The 19,512-nt window shown below is 60.8% G+C and carries 16 protein-coding genes, 1 tRNA gene and 1 pseudogene; 9 read left to right on the forward strand and 9 right to left on the reverse strand.

The genetic code is table 11. The annotated features are described in order from the left end of the window. Positions 1-142 precede the first annotated feature (142 nt). Together AC1RRC_RS22645 and AC1RRC_RS22650 are read left to right on the forward strand one after the other, a co-directional pair. Entirely contained in the window at positions 143-2,215 is a 2,073-nt protein-coding gene (locus tag AC1RRC_RS22645; RefSeq protein ID WP_493057794.1) for a TonB-dependent receptor plug domain-containing protein, read from the forward strand. Next, positions 2,199-3,521, forward strand: a complete 1,323-nt coding sequence (locus tag AC1RRC_RS22650) for an ABC transporter substrate-binding protein (RefSeq protein ID WP_493057795.1) — start codon at positions 2,199-2,201, stop codon at positions 3,519-3,521. The genes AC1RRC_RS22645 and AC1RRC_RS22650 overlap by 17 nt, the downstream gene beginning before the upstream one ends. Before the next feature lie 62 nt (positions 3,522-3,583). Here the strand turns inward: AC1RRC_RS22650 and AC1RRC_RS22655 are convergent, their stop codons facing one another. From AC1RRC_RS22655 to AC1RRC_RS22665, 3 genes are all read right to left on the reverse strand, one after another. Beyond that, entirely contained in the window at positions 3,584-4,960 is a 1,377-nt protein-coding gene (locus AC1RRC_RS22655; protein ID WP_493057796.1) for a hypothetical protein, read from the reverse strand. 153 nt (positions 4,961-5,113) lie between these two features. Continuing rightward, positions 5,114-6,349, reverse strand: coding sequence for a type II toxin-antitoxin system HipA family toxin (locus tag AC1RRC_RS22660; RefSeq protein WP_493057797.1), 1,236 nt, complete (start codon positions 6,347-6,349; stop codon positions 5,114-5,116). Further along, positions 6,342-6,671, reverse strand: a complete 330-nt coding sequence (locus AC1RRC_RS22665) for a helix-turn-helix domain-containing protein (protein ID WP_493057798.1) — start codon at positions 6,669-6,671, stop codon at positions 6,342-6,344. The genes AC1RRC_RS22660 and AC1RRC_RS22665 overlap by 8 nt, the downstream gene beginning before the upstream one ends. An 818-nt stretch (positions 6,672-7,489) precedes the next feature. Here AC1RRC_RS22665 and AC1RRC_RS22670 point away from each other — a divergent pair. From AC1RRC_RS22670 to AC1RRC_RS22680, 3 genes and pseudogenes are all read left to right on the forward strand, one after another. Continuing rightward, positions 7,490-8,884 (forward strand): tyrosine-type recombinase/integrase, encoded by a 1,395-nt coding sequence (locus AC1RRC_RS22670; protein ID WP_493057799.1) that lies wholly within the window; start codon positions 7,490-7,492, stop codon positions 8,882-8,884. Between the two features lie 978 nt (positions 8,885-9,862). Then, a pseudogene (locus AC1RRC_RS22675) lies at positions 9,863-10,728 on the forward strand (phage integrase N-terminal domain-containing protein). Positions 10,729-10,826: 98 nt separating this feature from the next. Further along, on the forward strand, positions 10,827-12,497 hold the full coding sequence (locus AC1RRC_RS22680; protein ID WP_493057800.1) for a DNA glycosylase AlkZ-like family protein: 1,671 nt from the start codon (positions 10,827-10,829) through the stop codon (positions 12,495-12,497). A gap of 273 nt (positions 12,498-12,770) precedes the next feature. Here AC1RRC_RS22680 and AC1RRC_RS22685 read toward each other — a convergent pair whose 3' ends face one another. Together AC1RRC_RS22685 and AC1RRC_RS22690 are read right to left on the reverse strand one after the other, a co-directional pair. Beyond that, the gene (locus tag AC1RRC_RS22685; protein ID WP_493057801.1) at positions 12,771-13,445 is read right to left on the reverse strand and encodes a DUF4145 domain-containing protein; all 675 of its coding nucleotides are present in this window, start codon (positions 13,443-13,445) and stop codon (positions 12,771-12,773) included. 40 nt (positions 13,446-13,485) lie between these two features. After that, a complete protein-coding gene (locus AC1RRC_RS22690) occupies positions 13,486-14,094 on the reverse strand; it encodes a DUF4145 domain-containing protein (RefSeq protein ID WP_493057802.1) in 609 nt (202 codons plus the stop codon). Between the two features lie 536 nt (positions 14,095-14,630). On the opposite strand from AC1RRC_RS22690, the gene AC1RRC_RS22695 reads away from it, so the two are divergent. Then, positions 14,631-14,831, forward strand: coding sequence for a helix-turn-helix transcriptional regulator (locus AC1RRC_RS22695; RefSeq protein WP_493057803.1), 201 nt, complete (start codon positions 14,631-14,633; stop codon positions 14,829-14,831). Between the two features lie 124 nt (positions 14,832-14,955). Here the strand turns inward: AC1RRC_RS22695 and AC1RRC_RS22700 are convergent. Continuing rightward, positions 14,956-15,032: transfer RNA gene (locus AC1RRC_RS22700), tRNA-Pro, on the reverse strand. A gap of 225 nt (positions 15,033-15,257) precedes the next feature. Here AC1RRC_RS22700 and AC1RRC_RS22705 point away from each other — a divergent pair. Then, a complete protein-coding gene (locus AC1RRC_RS22705) occupies positions 15,258-16,106 on the forward strand; it encodes an SIR2 family NAD-dependent protein deacylase (RefSeq protein WP_493057804.1) in 849 nt (282 codons plus the stop codon). On the opposite strand, the gene AC1RRC_RS22710 is transcribed toward AC1RRC_RS22705, so the two are convergent. Together AC1RRC_RS22710 and AC1RRC_RS22715 are read right to left on the reverse strand one after the other, a co-directional pair. After that, the gene (locus tag AC1RRC_RS22710; RefSeq protein ID WP_493057805.1) at positions 16,103-16,813 is read right to left on the reverse strand and encodes a fumarylacetoacetate hydrolase family protein; all 711 of its coding nucleotides are present in this window, start codon (positions 16,811-16,813) and stop codon (positions 16,103-16,105) included. The two genes, AC1RRC_RS22705 and AC1RRC_RS22710, sit on opposite strands and share 4 nt — an antisense overlap. Before the next feature lie 13 nt (positions 16,814-16,826). Then, positions 16,827-17,324: a TetR/AcrR family transcriptional regulator gene (locus tag AC1RRC_RS22715; RefSeq protein WP_493057806.1), complete on the reverse strand. Its 498-nt coding sequence runs from the start codon at positions 17,322-17,324 to the stop codon at positions 16,827-16,829. Between the two features lie 9 nt (positions 17,325-17,333). Between AC1RRC_RS22715 and AC1RRC_RS22720 the strand changes: the two genes are divergently transcribed. Both AC1RRC_RS22720 and AC1RRC_RS22725 read left to right on the forward strand, forming a co-directional pair. Next, entirely contained in the window at positions 17,334-17,519 is a 186-nt protein-coding gene (locus tag AC1RRC_RS22720; protein WP_493057807.1) for a hypothetical protein, read from the forward strand. 44 nt (positions 17,520-17,563) lie between these two features. Then, on the forward strand, positions 17,564-18,058 hold the full coding sequence (locus AC1RRC_RS22725; protein WP_493057808.1) for a GNAT family N-acetyltransferase: 495 nt from the start codon (positions 17,564-17,566) through the stop codon (positions 18,056-18,058). Between the two features lies 1 nt (position 18,059). Here AC1RRC_RS22725 and AC1RRC_RS22730 read toward each other — a convergent pair whose 3' ends face one another. Continuing rightward, positions 18,060-19,511, reverse strand: a complete 1,452-nt coding sequence (locus AC1RRC_RS22730) for a TolC family protein (protein ID WP_493057809.1) — start codon at positions 19,509-19,511, stop codon at positions 18,060-18,062. Position 19,512 lies beyond the last annotated feature (1 nt).

The following is a 19,512-nucleotide window of genomic DNA, read 5'->3' on the forward strand; positions in this document are numbered from 1 at the left end:
GATTCTAGCGCATTCATGCAAGCGACTGGCCGCACGCCGTGGCGCGTGACGAAAAGGACACAATCCGGGAAATGAAAACCTTGTGGCAGTGCAAACTTTGCGGAATACTGGCCTGCAATTCCCAACGCGCTGGAGGCTATGCATGGCAGCTGGCTACATCCCTCCCCGGCCGGCGTTGGCACTGGCAACTTTGCTGCTCGCCGCCGCGCATATTCCCAACGCCGCCGCGCATGGCCAGGAAGACGACGATGCGTTCGGCCTCAGCCTGGAGCAACTGCGCAACATCAAGGTACTGACCGCGACCAAAACCGCGATTCCCCTGTATGCGACGCCAGCCGTGGTGACCGTGATCACGGCCGACGATTTCCTGCGCTATGGCTATGCCAGCGTCGCCGAAGCGCTGGCGCACCGGGGCGGCTTTATCGAGAGTCACGACGGCTTGAACCACAATTTCGGCGTGCGCGGCTTGTCCGCCGGACCGAAGTCCGCCAGCCGGGGCATCAAGATCCTGCTCGATGGCCAGCCGGTGGCGTTCCGCAGTACGCAGCAGCAGTGGACCGGACTGGAACTGGTGCCCGCCGCCATGGTCGAACGGATCGAAATCATACGCGGCCCGGTCTCCGTGCTGTACGGCGCGGATGCCTTGCTGGCGGCCGTCAACATCATCACCCGGCGCACTGCCGGCGGCGCCGTGGTGCTGGGCGCCGAGCGCGCCGCAGGCGGCCGTGGCGCCGGTACTGCCGCGGCCAGCGGCGGCGCCGAGCGCGGCCCGTGGTGGCTGGCGTGGGGGCTGCAGGGTGCGCATGAAAACAGGGATGGCCTGACCCTGCCCCGCATTTCTCCCGATTACCTGCGCTATGCACGCAATACCGCCGCCGCCAATGATGCCGATCCGCGCAGCGCCTACCTGCGGGGCGGCTGGCGCGACGGTGCCAACGAAGCGGGGGCCAGCGCATTCTGGCAGCGCCAGGACAGCGACGACGTGTTTGCCAGTTTGAATCCCCTGCTGCGTCCGCCCAGCCACGTGGCGCTGCAACAGGGCGCGCTGCGACTGAACGCCAGCCGGCAACTGGCGCCTGGCCACACGCTGCGCGCGCAGTTGGGCTATGGCGAGGGCAAACCAGCCGCGGGCGACCGGGTGCGGACCGGGGCCGCCGATTACTACCTGGTGCGCGACACCGGCTACCGGGCCCTCGATGGCGGCGCGGAATGGCTGTGGCAAATCAATGAACGCAGCACGCTGCTGGCGGGCGCCGATACCCTGCGCGACCGCGAAACGCTGGAATCATATGTGCGCCGCAGCCTGACTGGCGCGCCGGACTTCCAGCTGTCGCCGCCGGGCGAGCGCGTGCTGCGCAATACCGCCTGGTATGCGCAATACCAGTTTGATTTACCGTGGAACTGGCAAGGCATTGCCGGTGTGCGGCGCGACCGCCATTCCGTGTATGGCACGCATACCTCGTACCGGCTGGGCGCGGTGGGTCAATTGTCCGGCGGCTGGGGCATCAAAGTACTGGGCGGGACGGCCTTCCAGGCGCCCTCGGCGGAACTGCTGTACCGCACGGCGGTACAGCCCGGCGATATCCGTGGCAACCCCGACCTGGCGCCACAAACGGCGCGCACCATGGAAGTCCAGCTGGCGACGCCGCCGGTGCGGCACTGGAGCGGCGCGCTGACCCTGTACCGCAACAAGGTGCAGGGGCTGGTGACCTTGGAACAGGCGTTTTTCAACCTGGTGGCGCGCAACAGCAGCGACAGCACCACGCAGGGCGCGGAAATCGAAGCGCGCTACCAGCACGATGAGGTTGACGCCTATGTGCGCTACGATTTTGCCGGCACCCGCCGCAGCCTGAACCGCTACACGCTGGCGCCGCTGGCCCAGCGCCCCGACGGTGAACTGTTCCCCCGCCACAGCGCACAGGCCGGGGCCAGTATCGCGCTGATGGGCCGGCGCCTGCTGCTGTCGGTCGACAACCAGTATGTCGGCAAGCGTCCCGCCGCCACCGCCAACGTGCTGCTGGCCAACCAGGAATACCAGTTGCGCGCCTACCTCGACACCACCTTCGGTGCGCGCTGGTCATTCAGCCAGCGCCACCACGTGCGGCTGATGGTGCGCGATGCGTGGGACAAGCGCCGTGTCGATCCCGGCATCGGCGGGATCGATTACCCGTCACCGGGACGGCGCTGGGCGGCACAATATGAATACCGGTTCTAACGCGGGAGGCGCGATGAAGGCTGCGCAAATAGGGTTGGCCCTGCTGGCGGCTGCGCTGCTGGGCTCCTGTGGCGGTGGCGGTGGTGGTGGCGACGCGGCGACGGCCCTGCCCGCCAACCCGGTGCGCGCGATGTTCGATGCCAACGCCATCAATATCGGCTCGGTTGGCTGGCGCACCTCCACCCGCGACGCCTTCCTGCTGGCGGCCAAACACATCAACGATGCCGGCGGCGTGCTGGGCAAGCGGGTCAATGCTATTGCGCTGGTGGCGCGCGACAATGCCGAAGCCCAGGACATGGGCCAGCAATTGCTCGATGCGGGCGTACCGATCATGAACGTGTCGACCTCGACCCGGGTGCTGAACTTGCTGCCGCAAGCGAAAGCGCGGGGCGTGCCGATCCTGACGGAATCGAGTTCATCGCCGCAACTGACGACGGTGGCCGACGATGACCTGATCTACCGCATCGGCGTGTCCGACGTGGACGCCACGCCGGTGCTGGCCAAGGTGGCCTTTGATGCGGGCAAACGGCGGGCGGTGGTGCTGGTCAACGAAGGCGACGCGTTCGGCGCGGGGCTCAACAACCTGTTCACGCCCGCCTTCCGCGCGCTGGGCGGCGACGTGGTGCGCACGGTGGCGATTCCATTCGGCTTGAAAAGCGGCTTCGGGCCTTACCTGCAGCAAGCGATCGACGCCAAGCCGGACGTGATCCTGAACGGCATCCTGGCCGCCGACATTTCCGCCAACGTCGTCAATGAAGCGCTGGGCACCGCGTATACCGGCCTGTGGCTGCTGCCCGGCACGGCCGCCGGCAACCAGACCTTTATCGACAACCTGGCGGACCCCAGCAAGATCGCCGGCGGCGCCAGCGGCGCGGCCGCCACCTTCGGCGTGTATGACAGCCCCGCCTACCGCCATTTCCGCGAAGCGTACATCGCGCAATATGCCGCCGAACCGCAAGATTTCACGGCGCCCATCTACGACATCGTGATGGTGATGGCGCTGGCGATCGAACGCGCGGGCAAGCTCAACAACACGACATCCCCCACGCCCGGCATGATCCGCGACAGCCTGCGGGCCGTGATGAACGCGCCCGGCGTCCGGGTCACGCCGGACGCGATCGGCGCCGCGCTGGCGCTGGTGCGGCAAGGGTCGGACGTGGATTACGCGGGCGCCTATGCGGACGTGACGTGGGATGGCGTGGGCGATATCGCGGGGGATATACCGTTTACGCTATTTCGGCTTGATGCGCAGGGGCGGCGCTGGGATGGGAGTAGGCAGGTGGTGATTCGGATACCGCGGCAGTAGGTGAACGGGGCGCCGCGCCTGATACCGCTCTCGTCGGTAAGCAACTAATCCGCAATGAACTGTCATTTTTTCTGGCGCGCGGGGCGGCGGGCGAGAAGCAGCCGCGACAGCCATGCCCGCGCCGATCGCCCCATTTGCAGCGCGCCCCCAACGAGAAATTTGCACACGCTCCATGTCAAAACACTGCCGCCCCTGACGAACCGCATGACGCGCTTTGCCAGATGTATGGTACGTCTCCGGTCCCCTTGCTCCCGCTGCGTGAATGCTGCGACTTTTGCCGTTGATCCAGCAATCTTCCCACCCGCGACCAGCGCCAGCGCGATATAAAAGATCCAACGGTAATGTTTGGCAGCGCTGTTGAATTTTATTTTCGACAGCAGCTTTTCTTGCTGCCGTCTCAGCATGATCAAAGTTGGTATCAAACATTCATTCGAGATCGCCCTGGGTTCCGCTATCGCATTCCGATCAACCACGCCATCCAGGGGTTCCGGGAATGCATTGCAAAAATTTGCGGGTGGTCTCTCACAAACCGGCGATAACCGCGCATGCAGCTTCACTCCCTCTCCCAGTTCCTTTGTCGGACACATTTTGCTGTTGTATTCGGCTAACTCCCTACGTACATCGTCGACACTGTTCCGCTTCCCTTGCCATTCGTACGGAAGATAGACATCGGCTATCGTTTTCGGCCCAAACTGGGAACTGATTTCAGGATGATGCGTGGAGTAATCAATAAGCAATTGATGTACTCCCGACGCCCAAACACAAGAATCGATATGCGTCTGGCCACTCCTCGCGCACCAAGCCGCATATGCATCGGTTTGCTTCATCAGATAGACACTGGCATGCTGAAAAGTCCGTGCGTGCTCCTCCAGTTCCTGGCGCTCGTCGAATGCCGCAGAATCCGCAACGAAGAATATGCCGGTGAGGATTGCCGTAGCCACCCATAAGTGATCGTAGACATGCCAAAACCGATCTTCCAGATTAAACAGATCGCACAGGATGACCGCTCCGATCCAGCCGATAACCATGGAAAGGCAGAGTAACGGAAACATCCCCTTTGCACTTCCAAGTACGCCCGTTCCCTGAATGGCAAACGAATCTGGCACCAATGAGAGCGTCGGCCACAAATCCATCAGAGAAAGTATTCCTGGCAGGCATGCGATAAGCACAGCGATCACCATGCCCTTTCTTCGCCCCACAACATATCCAGCAACACACCACAGAACAAGCAATATCGGAGTACACAACAGCAGAAAACCAAGGATTGAACGTACGACTTCAGCTGGAGACCAATAACTATCAGCAATGACGCCACGTGCGTCCAGTTGAATAAAGTTGGAAGATATCAACCCTAGACCTTCCAGGCTCTGGTCGATATTCCATGCGATGCCGTACAGAATGGATACGTAAGGAAGCAGAAATTTGAAAAATGTCCCCATTTGCCGTCCTCAGGTTGGCCCAGTTTAGACACGCAAATGATACCTGATTATTTATACAGCCTGTACAAACAAACAGTCTTGCAGCAATAAGGCAACACCTGGCCGGATGCCATAGGACCATAATCCTTTCCTTCTGGAGAATGTCGCTGTTATTTACGCGGCCCTGAGCCGTGCAGCGTTGGCCGCGATGATTGCGGCGATGTCTTGCTGCGTGGATGTGCGAATCGCGTACTGCGAGGCTTGTGCAGCAAAGGTCGCGGCCACAGTGAGTTGCAGCTCAAGCACCTGCTCCGCCCAACACTGGTCGAGCCCACATTGCGCCGCCAGTTGCAGCAAGTGGACGCGGCTGATGCGCAGCGCCTCGCCACAGACGTCCATCTGGTGATAGCCCGCAGGCCCGGTGCAGAAGGTGAGGTCATACGCGGGCGACAAGCCCCAGCGGCGGTCCCGCCCCAAGAGATAGGAAAAATTCTTGGGGTGGTCATCGCGGTTGTTGAACAGCACGTTGAACACGGTGCGCTGGTACGCCTGTTGCACTTCGCGCTCGTCGCGGGTGAGAAAGCGCGTGGCACGCAAGAACGTCGTGTAATCGACCGAGCCGGCCAGACGAAAGTTGGCGTGCAACAGCCCGGCCAATGTGTGAGTGGGAATACGCATAGTTCCCGCCATATCAAAGCGGGCAATGCCAAAGGCGGCCAGTTGCGGGCTCAGGTCGAAATACCGCGTGACAGGGATATCCAGGCCACATTCACGCGCCAGCCGGGCGTACAGGTGCTCAATGGCGCAGACTTCTTTATGCTCGTTTTGCGCCTGGAATTTCACCAGCCAGGGTGCGCTACCGTCAAAGGGATGTGTGCTCATTTGACCGGTGGCGGCATGGTGATGCACCAGCACCTTGGGACGCGCGCCATGCGGGGAGCCGCCCATCAGTGCGAGTTGCCTGAGCATGGTGCTGCCTTCACCGCTGAGCAGCGATTGCGCTTGCTGCGCGAGATTGAGCAAATCCACATCGTCGCTGGGCAAAGCGTTTGCGGTAGCAGGCTGGAAACTCAATGCGCCCATGGCGCGCTGGCCTATGAACGATAGCCTATCGAGCACCGAGGCGCGGGTCGGCTCGATGTCATTCTGGCGAAAAAGGCGGTCCATCAACAGCACGCCCCAGCCATCCGGTAGCGCATCGGCAATCAGCCCCGGCAGCCCGAGCTGGTGAGCGGGAAAATCACCATATGCCGCCGCGCGCAATTTCAAATGCCGTGGCGACAGCTCCAAGCCTTGCGCCAGCGCCTCTGCACTGTATTCGAACAGCAGCTTTCGACCATCGTCGGCCAGGGTGGCCAGATGCCAGCGCTCGCCCCAGCCTTCATAAAAGACATCGACTTTCTTAATCATATTTTGCCGGCAATTTACTGCGGCGGGGCGCGCGTTTACGCTCGGCCAGTTGGGCACGCTCCATCTGGGCAATCGAATGCGTGGCTTGCAGCTCGAACAGCGAAGCCAGCTCGTCAAGCAAACCCAGCGCCATGACGACGCGGATAAGGGATTCCAGCGAGGAAATGCCCTTGCTTTCCAGATTTTTCACTGTGCCGAGGGCGACACCGGCACGCTCGGCGAGGTCTTTCTGCGTCAGCGCCTGCACCAGACGCTGGCGCTTGAGCCGCTGGCCGAGCTCGGCGCAGATTTCCTGTTGGGTGGCAAAGGCAAAGTCCAACATAGTGTCTTTTATCTGAAAATTTATGGCGATAGGGCCATTATTTTAGCTCTCTAATGGAGCTTGTGCTAGAGCTGAGATGACATGCAATGGCTATTATTTTAGCCTTTAAAATCACTCACTAACGAGCAAAATAATGGTCATTATGTAGTGTTTGGGGATGCCAAAAATCAGTATGGGTAATTTTCCCGCATATAGGCATAGGGGTGGCCAGTGTAACTGACCGATCCCCTGCCACACCATCCGGCATGCGGGTCCGCACCGGACGGTTCGAGTAGTTGAGGTTAAGTGAGACGAGCAAGTCTCGCCACAGCCGGTCACTTGGCAATGTCGGCTCGAACTGATGAATTTCACTGAACATTTTACCGATCTCCTTGCCGACAACCTTTGCTCACAAGCCAATGATTTTATTGGAGTAATTGAAAAATATCCTGGCGGATGGATAATTTTTTTGCCGATCAGGTTGCCGGCAAACAGAATGCCGCCGCAATGCCAGCATCGAAGGTGTCCGGCGAGGCGGCCGGCAATGAATGCGAGTTGCCCAGATACGAAAAAGGCCAGTCCGAAGACTGGCCTTTCCCGTTGATTCTATTGGTCGGGGCGAGAAGATTCGAACTTCCGCCCCCTTGCACCCCATCCGATTTTTTGGGTGTTTCAGGCGGTTTCACGCGATCTCAAAAATCATTAAATATCCGTTTAAAATCAGTAATTTATAAAATTAATTGGTTTCAGCCAGTTCCTTCCCATACACTGCGAGCTTGGAAATCTGTAGGGGTAAATGTAGGGGTAAAAATCGCCTACTTCCGACCCTTTATATCGATATGACCAAGCTTACCCAGCGTACTCTTGAGGCGGTTCGTGCCGACCAGACCGGCGCCATCTTGCGCGAAGAAGGCAACCTGTTTGGCCGCGTGCGCGCCAAGTCGGATGGCAAGGTCGCCGTCTCGTTTTACTACCGCTACCGCTTCGACGGCAAGTCCCGGGACTACTCGTGCGGCACCTGGCCGACCGACAGCCTGGCCGCGATCCGTTCCACCCGCGATGCAGCGCGCACCAAAGTTGCCGCTGGTATCGATCCCGCCGCAGAAAAGAAAATTATTCGCCACGAGCGGCAGGAAGAGACCGCCGCCAAGCTGGCGGCGATGGAAGTGCAGCGGACGACCGCGCTGACGGTGCAGGACATGTTCGACGCCTGGATCAGGGACGGCGTGCGCCGCAAGGATGGCAACGCGGAACTGCTGCGCCAGTTTGGCGTGAGCGCGCTGCCGAAGATCGGGACCATAGCTGTAAAAGATTTGACGGAACACGACTTGCGCGCCGTGCTGCGCTCGCTGGTCGAGCGTGGCGTGAACCGGTCGGCGGTGATTTTGCACAGCAACCTGACGCAACTGTTCGCGTGGGCGCGCAAACGCCAGCCGTGGCGCAAGCTGCTGGTGGAAGGCGACCCGATGGAATTAATTGAGATCGAAAAGATCGTGTCGCCGGACTACGACATGAACACCTTCCGCGACCGCGTGCTGTCCGACGCCGAGGTGACGGAACTGCATGGCATCTTCGCGCAACGGCAAGCCGAATACGGCGCCGCGCCGAACAAGCGCGTAGTGGCGCAGCCGCTGGAACCGGTGACGCGGCATGCCATCTGGATCATGCTGTCGACACTGACCCGCGTGGGCGAGACATCGATGGCGCGCTGGGACCATGTTGATCTGGAAAACGGCGAATGGTTCATCCCGAAGGCCAACGTGAAAGGCAATGTCAGCGACCTGACGATTTTCCTGTCCGCGTTCGCGCTGGAACAGTTCAAGCAGTTGCATGCGGTATCAGGCGATACCGCGTGGTGCTTCCCGTCCCGGGACGGCAAGCACCATATCGACGTGAAGTCATTCACCAAGCAAATCAGGGACCGCCAGAGCCAGTTCAGGCGCAACAAGGATGGCTCCCCTGCCCCGCCCATGAAGAACCGCGTGCACGACAATACACTGATCCTGGCCGGTGGCCTGACAGGGCCATGGACTTCGCACGACCTGCGCCGCACTGGCGCGACCATGATGCAGCGGCTGGGCGTCAGTATTGAAGTCATCGACCGCTGCCAGAACCATGTGCTGGGCGGCAGCAAGGTGCGGCGGCACTATCTGCACCATGACTACGCCGACGAGAAACGGGAGGCGTGGCGCGTGCTGGGTGAACACCTGTCACGGCTCATATCGTCTCCCTAGCTTTCAGCATGGCCCGCGTGCACGGCAAAAGCATATTGCGGCAATCGTGGGGCTTGAAAGCTCGCGTGCGCGGAATAAAATGAAGGCTTCTCGCTGGTGGGATATCGATTCCACCGCCATGCTATCGAGCATGTTCCTGTGTGCGGGACACAGGCGTTGCGGGCGTTTCCGCCGTTGCGGTCGTCACCCGTCTTTATGTTGCGATGTGAAAGCATCGTTTAGTCGTACACGGCAACCTGGCCAACGACGAGAAGTGCCGTAACCCGGCAGAGTGTTTTTCAAGATGAGCGCCCAAGCGGCGCGACTTGGCAAGGGCAAGCCTCTTGCCGAGATTGGCCCTCCAACTCCTTGTGGTTGCGGGCCGCATTAAGCCCTGCGTTGCGTCCTGCGCGGCTGGCGTGCACCTCCGGCAGTTTGATCGCTGGAAGACAGCGCTTCGCGCATGCAGCGCCACCGCAGGCGCTTCCGATTCGCCGCGACCGTCGCACACCGTGCGACAGCGGCGTTACCCAGAACAGTTGTCACGAATGCGAGCCCGCGCGTCGTTACTGGCGGCGTGCTGCCAGTGACGACGCGCCGCCAGCGGCATAGACCCTGACGGCAAGCGGTTTACTTCCGCGTGATGGTGTTCAGTGACGGGGCCAGGCGCCCCGCATCGCAGACAAGCCTTGCGATGTCTTCGCCCGCTTCGGGCTGGTTAGTTGTTTCGATACGTGCACGAGGTGCACTCCATGGACCCTGGGTAATTGGTCCCCGCTGCGGCAGCTCCCTCCGGGATCGCGCAGCGGTGCCATACGCGCATGCGGCGCGGGCAGGCAGTAACAGCAACCGCAAACACGGGGGTGGTGCCCCGAGGCCTTTATACAAAACCTGTCCTGCTGCGGCAGTACAGGTGGCCAGAAACACTCACCGGACTGACTTACACCACGCGGCATCGATGTTGTGTTGAACCCCATAGATCGGAAGGAGGACTTAGCCATGCGCGACTTGAACCACCAGCTCAAACAACTGTGTCATCGCAACCGGGACGGCAGCTTTGCGACTCAGGCCGACCGTGAGCGCCTATTGAACCTGTGTGCGAACGACCTGGCGGAACGGGGCTTCCGGCAATTGGGCGCGGATAGTTTGAAACCGAAGCATGTAGCGGCGCTGCTTGATAAATGGAAGCAGGACGGCATCAGTACAGGGACGCTCAAGAACCGCCGAGCGCCTTGCGCTGGTGGGCCGAGAAGATCGGCAAGGAGAACATCATTGCGCGCTCCAATGGCGAATACGGGGTCGCCAAACGGGTGTTCGTCACCAATGTCTCGAAGGCCAAGGTGCTGGGCGCCGACATGCTGGCCCGCGTGACCGATCCCTATACGCGGATCTCCTTGCAGTTGCAGGCGGCGTTTGGGTTGCGGCGCGAGGAAAGCATCAAGATCCAGCCAGGCTGGGCCGATTGCGGGAATTTCTTGCGGTTGCAGCAGAGCTGGACCAAGGGCGGCAAATACCGGGAGGTACCGATCACCACTGTACAACAACGGGCCGTGCTGGATGCTGCCAAGGCGCTGGCAGGTAAAGGCAGCTTGATTCCGGCGGAGATGCGATATCGGGATCAGTTGAACCGCTTTCGGGCGCAGTGCGACAAGGCGGGCATCCATGGTGTGCATGGGCTGCGCCATGAGTATGCGCAGCGACGCTATGCTGAGTTGACTGGCTGGCCGTGTCCGGCAAGTGGCGGCATGACGTCGAAACAGCTAAATGCTTCCGACAAATTAGTCGACCAATCCGCCCGGCGCCAATTGTCGATGGACATGGGGCATTTTCGCGAACAGGTCACTTGCGTGTATTTAGGCCGGTGACTTTCCGGCGCCGATTGGCGGCACACATTAACCGGCGCCACGGATTTGACAGTTGTCGCAATGCTGTCGATACTTGGCCTTCCATCTCTTGCCGAACCATGATCCCGATCCTGCCACCCCGCGAATCCCTCACCGTCGAATTCAAAAGCGACCGCAAACGCCTGTCCGACAACGACCTGGTTGAGGCCGTGATCTGCCTGGCCAACGCTGACGGTGGCGAGCTGTGGCTGGGAGTGGAGGACAATGGCACGCCAACCGGACTGCACATCGAACACTTGCAAATCGCCGGGTTGGCAGGACTTATAGCCGCGCGCACCTCGCCCTCGCTGGCCGTCACGGTTACGCCGGTCGCGCTGGGCACTGTGAACGTGGCCCATATCGCGGTACCCAAGGCCCACGGCGAAGTGGCGACCACTGGCGGCGTGTACCTGCGCCGGCGCCTGAAGGCCGATGGCCAGCCCGAATGCGTGGCGATGCTGCCACATGAACGCAGCAGCCGCGTCAGCACCTTCGGCTTGGTAGATGCCTCGGCGCAGGTGGTCGCTGGCGCCAAGTTGCACGACCTTGACCCGCTTGAACGCGAACGCCTGCGCCAGTGCGTGCAGCAATACGGCGGCGACCGCGTCCTGCTTGAACTCGATGACGAGGCGCTCGACGGCGCGCTGGGCCTGACTGCGCGCCAGAGCGACGGCGCCCGCGCGCCCACGCTGACCGGCCTGCTGCTGGTCGGCAAGGAGCTGGCCTTGCGCGAACTGGTGCCAACGCACGAGTTCGCATTCCAGGTATTGGAGCGCGAGGCAGTCCGCTTCAATGAATTCCGCCGCTTCCCGCTGCTCAAGGCGCTCGACTGGCTGGAGACGAATTTCCGCCCATACAATCCCGAGCGCGAGATACAAGTCGGCCTGTTCCGGGTGCCGGTGCCCAAGGTGGACCTGGGCGCGTTCCGTGAGGCCGTTGCCAATGCGCTGGTTCACCGTGACTATCACCGTCTGGGTGCCGTGCATGTGCGAATGGACGACGAGGGACTGACAATCAGCAACCCTGGCGGACTGATGGACGGCGTGACGCTGGCCAACTTGCTGACCACCGAGCCGAGGCCGCGCAACCGTGCCCTGGCCGATGCGATGAAGCGTATAGGCGTGGTTGAACGTTCCGGTCGCGGTGTCGACAAGATCTATCGTGGCATGTTGCGTTTCGGGCGGCCCGAGCCAGACTATCGGCGTACCGATGCCACCAGCGTCGTTTTGCGCATGGCGACGACGGATGCGGACGAGGCATTTTTGAAGCGGGTGATCGAAGAGGAAAGCCTGCGCGGCAGTCCGCTGCCGATTGACAGTCTGATTGCCCTGGCGGCGCTGAAAGGTTTGAAACGCCTGACGACCGACGAACTGGCCATACACATCCAGCGCGATCCGGCGCAGGCCAAGCGCACACTGGAAGCCCTTGTCGAGGCGGGCCTAGCGCAAGCCCATGGCGCCACGCGTGGCCGTACCTATACCTTGGCCGCCGGCGTTTATCAGGTTGAAGGAAGTAAGGCGGCATATACACGCCAGATGGGGTTCAGCAGCTTGCAGCAGGAGCAAATGGTGCTCAACTATGTTCGGCAGCATGGGATGGTACGCCGTGGCGACGTCGCCGATTTGTGCCGTTTGACGCCGATTCAGGCACGTGATCTCTTGAAGCGGCTGAAGGAATCCGGCCAACTGCTGCAGCACGGTGAGCGGCGCGCGGCATACTATGTTCTTGGCAATGCGGGGAATTCGGCTTGATTGGAGTTATGGACGTCTTTGGACGTCTTTGAACTTGTTTGGACGTCACGTCCATACAAAGAAGGGACTCTACGCAACTCTGGTAACAGTTTAGCAACCCCGCCGCTCTGCCTCTTGCTCGGAGACGTCAGGCGTCGCTATGGAACAACGCCGCGCACAGCGTCAGCCGCAATACAGATAAAGGGGTGGTCAGCTTTCGCCCCATTGCCGATGGTCACGGCCCCCCGCCATTCTTAACGAACACTATCAGAGTCGCTATCGACACTCTTCGAATTATTTGAATGTTTTCTTTGCATGTTCAGGCAGGATATATACTCCCAACAAAAGATGATCAACTACATCGAATGCGAGGCCAAGCTCTTGAAGAGAGTGCGGCTTTACTTCGTGAGCTGCATCATTTCCAAGGGTACGAAGTTTATGCAAAATGTCCGATCCATCTTTTGTCAGCACGCCCAAGCCCACGAGCGAATTAATTTTGTTATAGAGGTTGTCGCCCGTCGCACTTCTGTCTTTACATACGGTTTCAATAATCGCCCGAATTCCGATTCCGCACAAAACTGGCTGAGTATCATTCAATGCCTGAAGCGATTCCTCATAGATTCGTTGAATCTTATCTGGCAGAAGTCCTACGTCCGCAAGTGGTTGCCGACCTTCGCGAGGATTGGGGTACACATCTACGCTGGCCTGGTATTCATATTCGTTCTCGCCAATTTGGACATAGTCGTGTTCGGTCCCAGCGACCTTGCGAAATGAGAACGTTTCGCAGCCGAGACATCTTATGATTTGATGCTCGATAGACCAATCAGTTGAATAGCCTCCCCCTTCTTCTACCCTCCCAGTCAGGGTCGCCTCAGAGATAATTTCGTGCTTCGTGTCGCGATGACAGCTCCGACAGAAGCACGAGATTTTTTTGCCCTGTTGCTTATTCAATTCGAGTGTATCGGTCATTTACGATCCCATTCAAGAATTTTGTTGATTTCGGTGAGGGTTAAGCAATTGGCGTATGTGCAGCCTTTCGAGCAACGTATCTCTCGTATTTCTCGCTCAGTGTGTAGACGTAGTCAAAAATTGCGATCGTGAAGTCGATGACATCCTGGGCATTTTCTTTTGTCGTTTCTTGGTCAGACGCGTGCGCGCCGATGTTGCGTTCTTTGCGCAGAGCTTCTGCCCAATTGAAAAGTCGCTCATCAATGACCCCTTTCGCCTTCAGCTCGGCGAGGCCTTTCGCGATCATATTCGCCCCGGCCTTTTCCTTGATCAGTCTCTCCAACGCTTTTCCGCAAAGGACTGCGGCAGCTGAGTTGATGCCATGGGAAAGACACTTCTGTGCATCCTTAATATCGCGTCTGGCCGCCTCAGGAATTGACGATGATACTTCGGTAGCCGCCGGTACAGGCCACAGTCTTTCTGCATTGCTCCATTCGAAATTTCCCCGCTCGTCCTGGTAGACAAAAGACTTTCCGAAAAGCGGTTGTTGACAGGAAGGGCACTCAAGGACGAAGTACGCCTCGTTCTGAGCATCGCCTACCCAGGACTTGATATCAGCCTTTACGCGGACTGAGCATTGCGTGCAATCAATTACGGTGTTGTTCGACATAAGGGAGATCGGATGGGTTAACATTCGAAGTCAATCCGCAGGTAAGCAAATTCGAATTTTGGACGGCCGCTTTTGGCCGAATGCAGCCAATGACGCAGCATATCATGTTGCAAATTAGAAAAACTCACACATTCTCACCGACCATATCCAAACGGCGGCTGGACAATTTCCATAACCAGCGCCAGTACCACGTTCGCGGTAATACGGCACACACGGTTTGACACGGCGCCCCGCACCACCTACATTGACAAAAGTAGCAGCTGGCCCTGCCGAAGTAGGCAAGCCTATTGAGTATTTCCACAGGTTAGAGGGTCCGGACAGTACAGGCATCCGGCGCGGTTGCGTTAGCAGCCGCGCCGGAACGCTGTCAGTCAGCCCCGTCAAGTCAAGTAGATTAGCCTTCGTTCGCCCTCGCGGCCTCCGGCCCTTGGCGCGCGACTCTGGCCGTCTCCACCGAACATCCGCCACGGACTGTCCCCACAGTCGGCACCATTTCGCCATTCCCATTTGCCGCACAAGTAATGAAGGAGCACGTCATGACCACACCAAGGAAATTCCTGCGCCTGCCTGCTGTGATAGAGGCCACCGGATGGTCCCGAACCACCATCTGGCGCAAGGTGAAGGCGGGAGTACTGCCCAGACCGATCCCCATCGGTCCCAACACCATCGCCTGGGACGCCTCGGAGATCGCCCAATGGCAACAACATTGCATTGATGCCAGCCGCAGGAACGCATGACCGGTTGCACGCGATATCGCACCGTGCCACGCGAGCCTGGAAATCCGTAGGGGTAATTGTAGGGGTAAAAATCCCAGATACGAAAAAGGCCAGTCCGAAGACTGGCCTATCCCGTTGATTCTATTGGTCGGGGCGAGAAGATTCGAACTTCCGACCCCTTGCACCCCATGCAAGTACGCTACCAGGCTGCGCTACGCCCCGACGACTGGCGCATTATAGCAGGCGCCCCAAAAAATGTAATGGGAACGACAAGTTTGCTACAATTTTTTCGACTACGCCGGACCATCGAACGAGTTAGGGCAGGAAAGTGCAAGGTATCGAGCGATAACACGAATTAGTAAGTCCTAAAAAATCGGGAATCCCCCCCGCTGCGCCTAAAATGCCCCATCAAACGCCGCGCGCCAATTCCATCCAAGACCACCCGCCATGACCAACACCGCCCTCACCCGCGCCGCCGCCCTGATCGCCGATGCCGACGCCCTCCTCGTCACCGCCGGCGCCGGCATGGGCGTCGATTCCGGCTTGCCCGACTTCCGTGGCAATGAAGGCTTCTGGACGGCGTATCCCGCCCTGGGCCGGACGCGGATGGCATTCACCAGCGTGGCGTCGCCCCACACCTTCCGCACCGACCCGGCATTGGCCTGGGGGTTTTATGGCCACCGCCTGGCGCTGTACCGCGCCACCCTGCCCCATCCAGGTTTTGCGCTGCTGCGCGCCTGGGGCGGCAACATGGACCACGGGCTGGCGGTGTTTACCAGCAATGTCGATGGCCAGTTCCAGCAAGCGGGCATTGATCCACAGCGCATCGTCGAATGCCATGGCTCGATTCACCATTTGCAATGCATGGAACCGTGCAGCGGCGCGATCTGGCCTGCCGACGCCTTCCAGCCGGAAGTCGACCCGGATGCGTGCCGGCTGGTCAATGCAGCGCCCCGCTGCCCGCATTGCGGCGGACTGGCACGGCCGAATATCTTGATGTTTGGCGACGGGGAATGGCTGGAACAGCGTTCGGCGGCGCAGCAGGACCGGTTGCTGCGCTGGCTGTCCAGGGCGCGGCGGCCGGTGGTGGTGGAACTGGGCGCCGGCACGGTGATTCCATCGGTGCGGCATTTTGGCCAACGGGTCGTGCACGGTGGCGGGCGCCTGGTGCGCATCAATCCACGCGAACCGGCGGTGGCCGGTGCGCGCGATTGCGGAATAGCGATGGGGCGCTGGCGGGGCTGCAGGCGATCGATGCGCTGCTGCGCCCGCGTGCCGGTTAAACGGGCCGGTTAAACGATCTTCACCACCAGCGGCGTCAGCCCGGCAATTTCCCCCACCAGGGTCTGGCCACGCTGCACCGCACCGACGCCTTCCGGCGTGCCGCTGAACACCAGGTCGCCCGGCTGCAATTCCCACAAGGTCGACAGGTTGGCGATGGTTTCCGACAGCGACCAGATCAGGTGCGCAATGCTGCTCGACTGGCGCACCTGGCCATCGACGGACAGCGCGATCGATGCCTGCTCGATTCCCGGCACGTCCTGCGCGCGGTGGATCACGCCGATCGGCGCCGAATAGTCAAACGCCTTGCCCACTTCCCACGGACGGCCGGCATCTTTCATCTGGCCCTGCAAATCGCGCCGGGTCATGTCGAAGCCCACCGCATAGCCATAGATGTGCTGGAGCGCCTGCGCCACCGGGATGTCGCGCCCGCCCTTGCCGATGGCCACCACCAGCTCGCACTCGTAGTGATAATTGCTGGTTTGCGGCGGGTACGGCAGTTCCGTCACCATGCCCGGTTTGGCCGGCACAATGGCTGCATCGTCGCCCGGTTTACAAAAGAAGAATGGCGGTTCGCGGTCCGGATCGGACCCCATTTCGCGCGCATGGCCGGCATAGTTACGGCCGACGCAATACACGCGCCGCACGGGGAATTGCGCATCGGCGCCCGCGACAGGCAGGCCGACCACATCACGGACAGGGAAAACATAGCTGGAACTCATGAAGGCTCCTCGGTCAGGAAAACAGCATGGCCCGCAAGGCATTGCGGACCGAAGCGACGATGGCCGGACGGCCGGCGCCGGGATTATGGATGGCGCGCACGTGCAAGCCATGGAATACCGCGATCACGGCTTCCATCAAGCCATCCACGGCGTCATCGCTGGCATCGAGCTGGTGGCGCTCGCGCGCGGCTTTCAGCACATTGCGGAAATAGGTGCGCGAACGCAGGTCGGCATCGCGCACCACGGCGGCAATCGCGGGATTGCGCGACGCTTCCGCCCAAATTTCCAGCTGCAGCGCGATGCGGTCGGATTCAACATGGTCGGCCACGCTGCGTTCGGCATCGTCCACCAGTGCTTTCAATGGATCGGCGCGCTGTTCCAGGTCGCGCAGGATGGCCGACACCCGTTCCACGTTTTGCTCGACAAAGGCCGCAATGATGGCGTCCTTGCTGTCGAAGTAGTTATAGATATGGCCGGCGCTCATGCCGGCGGCTTTCGAGATTTCAGACATGCTGGCGCCATGGAAACCACTACGCTTGAAGCAAATGGCGGCAGCGTCAAGCACCTGCTGACGGCGCACTTGAGCGCGCTCAGGGTCGTTATGTCTTTTTTCGTTGTTACTCATGCAAGAGTGCCCTTTCTTGCCAGTACTGTGGACAAGGCAGCACGTTTTGTCAATTTCGACAAGTCTCGTACGGGTTTTTGAGATATCATAAAAACAAGATAGTTTCATGCGAGGAGGCAGCTCTGATGATAGCCAAGACCGCAGTTGCAACCACACCCGCCATCGCGCTGCGCCCGGCCACCGGGGCCGACCAGCCCTTCCTGCAGCACCTGTATGCCAGCACCCGCCCGCCGTCGCACTTGCGCGGCTGCGACAGCGAAGCCGAAGCGCTGCTGGTGCGGGCACAGTGCCTGGCCCAGCAAACCCACTGGCGCCGCCAGTTTCCCGGCGCGGACATCACCATTATCGTCGAACACGACCAGCCTGTCGGCCGCCTGTACGTGCATTTCAGCGAGCACGAAATGCGGCTGATCGATGTCAGCCTGCTGCCGGAATGCCGTGGACGGGGCATCGGCAAAGGCTTGCTGCGAGGATTGCAAGCGCATGGCGAGCGGCTGGGATTGCCCGTGCGCCTGCATGTCACGCTGGGCAATCCCGCCCAGCGCCTGTGCCAGCGCTGCGATTTCCAGTTCACCGGCATTGACGGCGGCCACGCGGCGCTGGAATGGAAGCCGGCTTAAGTTACTGCGCGCCGCCGCCGAGCACTTTATACAGCGCCACCTGGTTCGACGCCTTGGCCAGGCGCGCGGTAATCATCGCCTGCTGCGCCGCATACAGCGCGCGCTGCGACACCAGCGCATTCAGGTACGATTCGCTGCCCTTGCTGTAGCGCGCCTGGTGAATCCGGAAGCTTTTTTGCGCCGCATCCACCAGCGCCGCCTGCGATGACAGCCGCTCGTCGAGCGTCCCGCGCTGCGCCAGTGCATCGGCCACTTCGCGGAATGCCGACTGCACGGCTTTGTCATAACGCGCCAGCGCGATATCGCGGTCCGCCTGCGCCACGCCCAGCGCGGCGCGGTTGGCGCCGCCATCGAAAATCGGCAAGCGTACCGAGGGCAGGAAACTCCATGTGCCCGCCCCCGCCTGGAACAGCGACGACAAGTCGCCGCTGGCAGCACCGGCAGCCGCCGTCAGTGAAATGCTGGGGAAGAACGCCGCGCGCGCCGCACCGATGTTGGCATTGGCCGCCTGCAAGGTGCGTTCGGCCGCCAAGACATCCGGACGGCGCGCCAGCACCTCTGACGGCACGCCTGCGGGCAACTCGCGCACTGCCGCGACGGTGGCCAGCACGTCCGGCGCTTGCCGCACCGCAGCCGCGCCGACCGCATCGGCCGCCATGCTGGCCGCGCCAGCGGTCGACACCGGCGCAACCAGATGCGCCGGCACCGGCGCCCCCACCAGCAAGACCAGCGCATTTTCATCGGCCACCACCTGCGCCGTGTACACCGCCATGTCATTGCGCGCCGCTTCCACGCTGGTCTGCGCTTCGTGCATATCAAGCCCAGACGTGGCGCCCGCCTCGAAACGGCGCTTGCTTAACGCATAGGTGATTTGCTGGCTCTTCAGCGTATCGGCCGCCAGCAGCAGGCGTTCGCGGTCCGCCTGCAGTGCCAGCCAGGCATTCGCCACTTCCGCCACCAGCGACATGTGCTGCGCGCGGCGCGCTTCTTCCGTGCCGAGGTATTGCTGCAGCGCCGCTTCCGACAGGTTGCGCACCTTGCCAAAGAAATCCAGTTCATACGCCACATTGATATTGGCGCTGTACTGGCGGCCGGTCACGCCATTGGCATGCTGCGCGGCCTGCCCGCCCGCGGCGGAAACCGAGGGAACTTGCGCGGCGCGCTCGATACCGTATTGCGCGCGGGCTTTTTCAATATTCAGCGCCGACACACGCAAATCGCGGTTGTTGGCCAGCGCCAGCGCAATCACTTCGCGCAACCGCTCGTCGGCAAAATAGTCGCGCCATGCCACGTCAGCCGCCGTCACCGCACCGGTGGCACTGGATGCGGGCTGGTAGGCATCGCCCTGCGGCCAGGCAGCGGCAACCGGCGCGGCGGGACGTTCATAGACCGGGGCCAGGCTGCACGCGGACAGCAGCGCCAGCGCGGCCAGGGAAATCAGGCTTCGTTTCATC

Source organism: Pseudoduganella sp. GW821-FHT12E03 (assembly GCF_058807115.1).

Excerpts from the sequence above, each read along its gene's own strand:
- AC1RRC_RS22645 (WP_493057794.1), top strand. The coding sequence starts at position 143 with ATGGCAGCTGGCTACATCCCTCCCCGGCCGGCGTTGGCACTGGCAACT.
- AC1RRC_RS22650 (WP_493057795.1), top strand. The coding sequence starts at position 2,199 with ATGAATACCGGTTCTAACGCGGGAGGCGCGATGAAGGCTGCGCAAATA.
- AC1RRC_RS22655 (WP_493057796.1), bottom strand. The coding sequence starts at position 4,960 with ATGGGGACATTTTTCAAATTTCTGCTTCCTTACGTATCCATTCTGTAC.
- AC1RRC_RS22660 (WP_493057797.1), bottom strand. The coding sequence starts at position 6,349 with ATGATTAAGAAAGTCGATGTCTTTTATGAAGGCTGGGGCGAGCGCTGG.
- AC1RRC_RS22665 (WP_493057798.1), bottom strand. The coding sequence starts at position 6,671 with ATGTTGGACTTTGCCTTTGCCACCCAACAGGAAATCTGCGCCGAGCTC.
- AC1RRC_RS22670 (WP_493057799.1), top strand. The coding sequence starts at position 7,490 with ATGACCAAGCTTACCCAGCGTACTCTTGAGGCGGTTCGTGCCGACCAG.
- AC1RRC_RS22680 (WP_493057800.1), top strand. The coding sequence starts at position 10,827 with ATGATCCCGATCCTGCCACCCCGCGAATCCCTCACCGTCGAATTCAAA.
- AC1RRC_RS22685 (WP_493057801.1), bottom strand. The coding sequence starts at position 13,445 with ATGACCGATACACTCGAATTGAATAAGCAACAGGGCAAAAAAATCTCG.
- AC1RRC_RS22690 (WP_493057802.1), bottom strand. The coding sequence starts at position 14,094 with ATGTCGAACAACACCGTAATTGATTGCACGCAATGCTCAGTCCGCGTA.
- AC1RRC_RS22695 (WP_493057803.1), top strand. The coding sequence starts at position 14,631 with ATGACCACACCAAGGAAATTCCTGCGCCTGCCTGCTGTGATAGAGGCC.
- AC1RRC_RS22705 (WP_493057804.1), top strand. The coding sequence starts at position 15,258 with ATGACCAACACCGCCCTCACCCGCGCCGCCGCCCTGATCGCCGATGCC.
- AC1RRC_RS22710 (WP_493057805.1), bottom strand. The coding sequence starts at position 16,813 with ATGAGTTCCAGCTATGTTTTCCCTGTCCGTGATGTGGTCGGCCTGCCT.
- AC1RRC_RS22715 (WP_493057806.1), bottom strand. The coding sequence starts at position 17,324 with ATGTCTGAAATCTCGAAAGCCGCCGGCATGAGCGCCGGCCATATCTAT.
- AC1RRC_RS22720 (WP_493057807.1), top strand. The coding sequence starts at position 17,334 with ATGGAAACCACTACGCTTGAAGCAAATGGCGGCAGCGTCAAGCACCTG.
- AC1RRC_RS22725 (WP_493057808.1), top strand. The coding sequence starts at position 17,564 with ATGATAGCCAAGACCGCAGTTGCAACCACACCCGCCATCGCGCTGCGC.
- AC1RRC_RS22730 (WP_493057809.1), bottom strand. The coding sequence starts at position 19,511 with ATGAAACGAAGCCTGATTTCCCTGGCCGCGCTGGCGCTGCTGTCCGCG.